At 61.8% G+C, this 5,398-nt stretch carries 4 protein-coding genes and 1 pseudogene; 4 read left to right on the top strand and 1 reads right to left on the bottom strand.

Annotated elements, in window-relative coordinates; all coding sequences use genetic code 11:
* Nucleotides 1-355: 355 nt before the first annotated feature.
* The gene (locus QMO14_RS32665; RefSeq protein ID WP_301512268.1) at nucleotides 356-1,438 is read right to left on the bottom strand and encodes a hypothetical protein; all 1,083 of its coding nucleotides are present in this window, start codon (nucleotides 1,436-1,438) and stop codon (nucleotides 356-358) included.
* A 713-nt stretch (nucleotides 1,439-2,151) separates the two neighbouring features.
* Here QMO14_RS32665 and QMO14_RS32660 point away from each other — a divergent pair.
* From QMO14_RS32660 to QMO14_RS32645, 4 genes and pseudogenes are all read left to right on the top strand, one after another.
* Nucleotides 2,152-2,724, top strand: a complete 573-nt coding sequence (locus tag QMO14_RS32660; RefSeq protein ID WP_301512267.1) for a TRAP transporter small permease — start codon at nucleotides 2,152-2,154, stop codon at nucleotides 2,722-2,724.
* Nucleotides 2,721-4,019, top strand: coding sequence for a TRAP transporter large permease (locus QMO14_RS32655; RefSeq protein ID WP_301512266.1), 1,299 nt, complete (start codon nucleotides 2,721-2,723; stop codon nucleotides 4,017-4,019). Before QMO14_RS32660 ends, QMO14_RS32655 begins: the two co-directional genes overlap by 4 nt.
* 61 nt (nucleotides 4,020-4,080) lie before the next feature.
* Nucleotides 4,081-5,118 carry a DctP family TRAP transporter solute-binding subunit gene (locus tag QMO14_RS32650; protein ID WP_301512265.1) on the top strand — a complete coding sequence of 346 codons (1,038 nt, stop codon included), beginning with the start codon at nucleotides 4,081-4,083 and terminating at the stop codon, nucleotides 5,116-5,118.
* Between the two features lie 107 nt (nucleotides 5,119-5,225).
* Nucleotides 5,226-5,398: pseudogene (locus QMO14_RS32645) on the top strand (IS5/IS1182 family transposase); the annotation flags it as partial.

The following is a 5,398-nucleotide window of genomic DNA, read 5'->3' as shown; positions in this document are numbered from 1 at the left end:
CGCACTTCCTGACGAAGACCTTGCCGAACGTGAAAACCGAGATGAATCTGCAGGTTCTGGCCTACAACCTCAAGCGAGCAATCAAGATCCTCGGCGCAAGCACCCTGATTGCAGAGATGAAGTCGTAGGAGCCGACTCGCGTCTTGTAGAGACGGCCGAGAGTTCCGGTAGGAACTGAGTCAGCCGGCCCAACGGATCTTGCGCACCCCATCAATGCAGCTGTTTCCACACAGCCTCAGTCTGAAGCAGGCGGCCGAGTCGACGATAACCAGAGGCATGAGAACATCCCATCTGCCAGCCGACACTTCCGAATAGAACAACCCTTACCGACACGGACTACGCCTTTTTGATCGAATCAGCGAGGCGTGTGATGGCGCAACGTCATTGCATGCTCTTGCGCGCCCTTTGTGCGCAACCCCTTGATCACGGTTTCGATCTCTCTCTCAGCAGTGCTACGGTGATGGGTCCAGTATTTCCGCGCACTCAACAAAGCTGAGCTAGTCAACTTTTGGTTCAGCAAGCTACCCGACAAGAGGTTGTAATGTGAGTCGCCCGCAATTGTCGTTTTTCTCATCTCATCCATGATCTTCTCAAACTTCTTGATCGCTTTGGTGTTGTCATATGCCCTACTTTCATCACCGCTCAGCTTTCCCAAAGTCTTCAGCATCTGAGGTTCGCTCTTTTTCAGCTTATTGCTATACGGGGAATAAATTTGCTGAAGACCAGGTAGCGTTCCCCCCTTCAATCGATCTTCCGTCATTTGCTCGTCTTCCGAACGCAGCGCCCCAGAAACCTGCATGCCAATAGTGCGGCTCGTCGCCTTGGACGATACCTTCCCATTGAGATCGGTAGATATCCCGCCGTCTGAGTGAAGCATCAGCAGATGAGGATCGAGCATCACTTGGTTGTTTCGCGCATTGGTAAGCGACCAACCCGGGAACAGGTTCATTGGCTCTTGGTCGTAGATGGAACCGAGTCTGTGCGTCTTCAAAGGATCCCAATGAGGCTTGACCAGGACGTTCGCCAACGTGCCAGCTGGAGCGCTCACGATCGAAGAAAAGGTGCTGTACGCCGAACCAGAGAACAACTGCAGCGTGTAGACGTAGTAGTGCCGCCTGTATGTGTCTGGGGGCGCCTCGTCAGCCAGACCAAACAGTTTTTCTAGATCGGTATCTCGAATCTTGTGGCGAACTTGCAGAGCACTCGCCAACGAACCCTTTAGCTCAACTTCCTTCTTGAGAGAGGTCGCCGTACATTCGGCAAGAAACAGACGAAGCGCTGCTGCATGCATAGTCATAAAGACCACATTCGGGTCGAGTATGGTGAAAAATGAAACCGAGCACGCGCCTCTAATACGCCGTGAACGGGTCCGCTGGTTTGAATTTCGCTCTCGAAACCGTGCTTGATCAATACCGAGAAATTGGTAGTCGCGAGACACGCCCCACATCGAACAAACCCGAAGTCGCTCCATGGTCATTAACCGACAACGAGAGTTCCTCAGCCGGGAAACTGCTTGCCTACGAGTCCCATGGATCGGGTAGCAATGAGGTACGGTCGCTAACGGCTGCCTTGGGGCAGATCGCTCGGCCTTGATGCAGCACCGTCCAAGACAGTTTGCTCCCGCTGCATAAATGGAGGCAGCTCATTTCGGATCCTCCATATGCGTAGGAAACTGACGTCGGGCCATGGGTCGTCTTGAGCGCCAAGATGGCTAACAGGTGGCTCCTGCTCAATTCGGTCGACAGCGTCGACACAATCTCCGCGTCAGGTAAAGCCTCTGCGGACGTCACCATCCGACCCAGGTTGCGGGATTCGAACCCACGCACGCTCATCTGCAACCCACCACAGCGTTAGCCTCAATAGCCGCACTCCCCATGCACAGAGCGCCGGGTACTCCCCGCAGCGAAATAAAGGAGGAGGCCGAAGGCCGGGGGGACATTCGCGGAGGGGAGTACCCGGCGCCCTGTGCACACGCCCCGAAAGCCGCTCCAAGAGCCAGCCCCAGGCCAAGCGGCTAAGGAAACCCCCGATACATGAATGGTCATGGACCCCCTAGCATCGGTAACAGTTTCCCTGTCGAGGTGTACGGAACGCGTCCCGGCGTCCGCCCGGTGACATGGCGTTCGTGCGTGCCTCACTGACCATCCTGCGATGACAACTCCACCCGAGTCCGGCCCCACGCTGGACGCCGCCAGCCCCCTTCCCCCCGACATCGAAGCCGCAGACGAACCGACCAAGGTTCCCCTTGCCATCGAGGACTGGCTCACGGTCATCATCATGGGCGCACTAGCGCTCATCACCTTTGCCAACGTCATCGTCCGCTACTTCACCGATTCTTCCTTCGCCTGGACGGAAGAGTTCTCGGTGTTCCTGATGATCATGCTGGCGCTGGTGGCCGGCTCGGCCGCCGTGGCGCGCGACCGGCACATCCGCATCGAGTACTTCTCCGAAAGCGGCTCGATGGCGCGGCGCAAGCGGCTGGCGCAGTTCGGCGCGCTGATGATCGCGGTGCTCTTCACGCTCATCGGCGCGCTCAGCATCCGCATGGTGTGGGACGACTACCGCTTCGAAGAGACCACGCCCGGCATCGGCCTGCCCGCCTGGTGGTATTCGATGTGGCTGCCCATCGTGTCCTTCGCCATCGCGCTGCGGGCCGTGGGCCTCATGATCCGGCGCGGGCGCGAGACGAATTACGACTCGGACAGCAAGGGCGACGCATCGTGATCGCCACCCTGCTCTTCGTCGCCTTCGTCGTGATGATGCTGGTGGGCGTGCCCATCGGCGCCGCGCTGGGGCTTGCGGGCGCCGCCTGCATCGCGCTGGCCAACAGCGACGCGCAGTGGTTCGGCCTGCTGGCCGTGCCGCAGAACTTCTATGCGGGCCTGGGCAAATATCCGCTGCTGGCCATTCCGATGTTCGTGCTGGTCGGTTCCATCTTCGACCGCTCGGGCGTGGCGCTGCGCCTCGTGAACTTTGCCATTGCCATCGTGGGGCGCGGCCCCGGCATGCTGCCTCTGGTGACCATTGCGGTGGCGATGTTCATGGGCGGCATCTCGGGCTCCGGTCCGGCCACGGCCGCAGCGGTGGGCGGCGTGATGATCGCGGCGATGGCCCGCGCGGGCTACCCGGGCCCCTTCGCGGCCAGCGTGGTGGGCGCGGCGGCGGCCACCGACATCCTGATTCCTCCCTCGGTGGCCTTCATCGTCTATTCGGTGCTGGTGCCCAATGCTTCGGTGCCCGCGCTCTTCGCCGCCGGCATGATCCCCGGCCTGCTCGCGGGCCTCGCGCTCATGATCCCGGCCGTGTGGCTGGCGCGCAAGCACCGCATGGGCATGCTCGAAGCTTCGCAGCCGCGCCCGGCTTTCTGGAAGAGCCTGCGCGAGGCGAGCTGGGGCCTTGCGGCGCCGGTGCTGATTCTGGGCGGCATGCGCCTGGGCTGGTTCACGCCCACCGAGGCGGCCGTGGTGGCTGTGTTCTATGGGCTTTTCGTGGGCATGGTGGTGCATCGCACGATCAAGGTCCGCGATCTGTTCGTGATCCTGCGCGAGTCGGGCGAGCTCTCGGCGGTGATCCTGATCGTGGTGTCGCTCGCCGGCATCTTTGCCTACTCGCTGTCGACGCTGGGCGTGATCGATCCGGTGGCGCATGCCATCGTGAACTCGGGGCTGGGCGAGTACGGCGTGCTGGCGCTGCTGATCCTGCTGCTGATCACGGTCGGCATGTTCCTGGACGGCGTGTCGATCTTCCTGATCTTCGTGCCGCTGCTGTGGCCCATCGTGCAGTACTACAAGTGGGACCCGGTGTGGTTCGGCGTGATCCTCACACTCAAGGTGGCGCTGGGGCAATTCACGCCGCCGCTCGCGGTAAACCTGATGGTGTCGTGCCGCATCGCCGGCGTGCGCATGGAAGAGACGGTGCGCTGGGTCGGCTGGCTGCTGTTCTCGATGTTCGTGGTGATGGTGCTGGTCATCGCCTTCCCCCAGCTGGCGCTCTGGCTGCCGCACAAGCTCGGCTACTGATTTCGTTCTTTCTTTCTTTCGTCCGTCCCGTCACAGAACCATTGTTAGGAGAACCTTGATCATGAAATTCCGCCGCACCCTGCTCGGCCTCGCCGCCGCAGCCACCGCCCTGGGCATGTTCTCGTCCGGCGCCATGGCGCAGGCCGCCTACAAGCCCGAATACAAGATGTCGCTGGTGCTGGGCCCGCCCACGCCATGGGGCCAGGCCGGAAAGATCTGGGCCGACCTCGTCAAGGAACGCACGCAGGGCCGCATCAACATCAAGCTGTACCCGGGCGTGTCGCTCATTCAGGGCGACCAGACGCGCGAGTTCAGCGCGCTGCGCCAGGGCGTGATCGACATGGCCGTGGGCTCGACCATCAACTGGTCGCCGCAGGTCAAGCAGCTCAACCTGTTCTCCATGCCCTTCCTGATGCCCGACTACGCGGCCATCGACGCGCTCACGCAGGGCGAGGTCGGCAAGGACATGTTCAAGACCCTCGACAAGGCCGGCGTGGTGCCGCTGGCCTGGGGCGAGAACGGTTTCCGCGAGATCACGAACTCGAAGCGGCCGATCAAGTCGCCGGCCGACGTGAAGGGCATGAAGATCCGCGTGGTGGGCTCGCCCATCTACTCCGACATGTTCACGGCGCTGGGTGCCAACCCCACGCAGATGAGCTGGGCCGACGCGCAGCCGGCTCTGGCCAGCGGCGCGGTCGACGGCCAGGAGAACCCGCTCTTCCTGTTCACCGTGCTCAAGATGCAGAACGTGGGCCAGAAGTTCGTGACCACCTGGGGCTATGTGGCAGACCCGCTGGTGTTCGTGGTCAACAAGGAAATCTGGGCTTCGTGGACGCCGGCCGACCAGGCCATCGTGCGCCAGGCCGCCATCGACGCGGGCAAGGAAGAGATCGTCATCGCGCGCAAGGGCCTGGTGGAAGCCGACAAGCCGGTGCTCAAGGAAATTGCCGGCATGGGCGTGACCGTGACCAGCCTCACACCCGAAGAACGCGCCGCGTTCGTGAAGGCGACGCGGCCGGTGTACGACAAGTGGAAGTCGACCATCGGCGCGGACCTGGTGGCGAAGGCCGAGCAGGCGATCGCGGCGCGCAAGAAGTAGGCACTTCTCGCCTCTCGTCGACAAGCCCCGCATGCGCGGGGCTTTCAGGCTGCTGACAAACCCTCAAGCCCTCGCGTTGCGAGGGTTTTGTGCTTTTTAATGGCGGGATGCTCAAGAGCCCGACACCTGCGCAGCAGGAACTGGAGATGGTGACGCTGGAGATGCTGGTGCCGCAGGATCACCTGCTGCGCAAGATCGATGCGGCGGTGGATTTCGAGTTCATCCGAGCGAAGGTTTCGCACCTGTACTGCGCCGACAACGGCCGCCCGGCGCTCGATCC

The organism is Variovorax sp. CAN15 (genome assembly GCF_030462475.1).
Lineage (GTDB): Bacteria > Pseudomonadota > Gammaproteobacteria > Burkholderiales > Burkholderiaceae_C > Variovorax.
This window is presented reverse-complemented; position numbering and strand designations above follow the sequence as displayed.

What these genes read in the sequence shown, in the direction of transcription:
- QMO14_RS32660 (WP_301512267.1), top strand. Translation starts at nt 2,152, where the DNA reads ATGACAACTCCACCCGAGTCCGGCCCCACGCTGGACGCCGCCAGCCCC.
- QMO14_RS32650 (WP_301512265.1), top strand. Translation starts at nt 4,081, where the DNA reads ATGAAATTCCGCCGCACCCTGCTCGGCCTCGCCGCCGCAGCCACCGCC.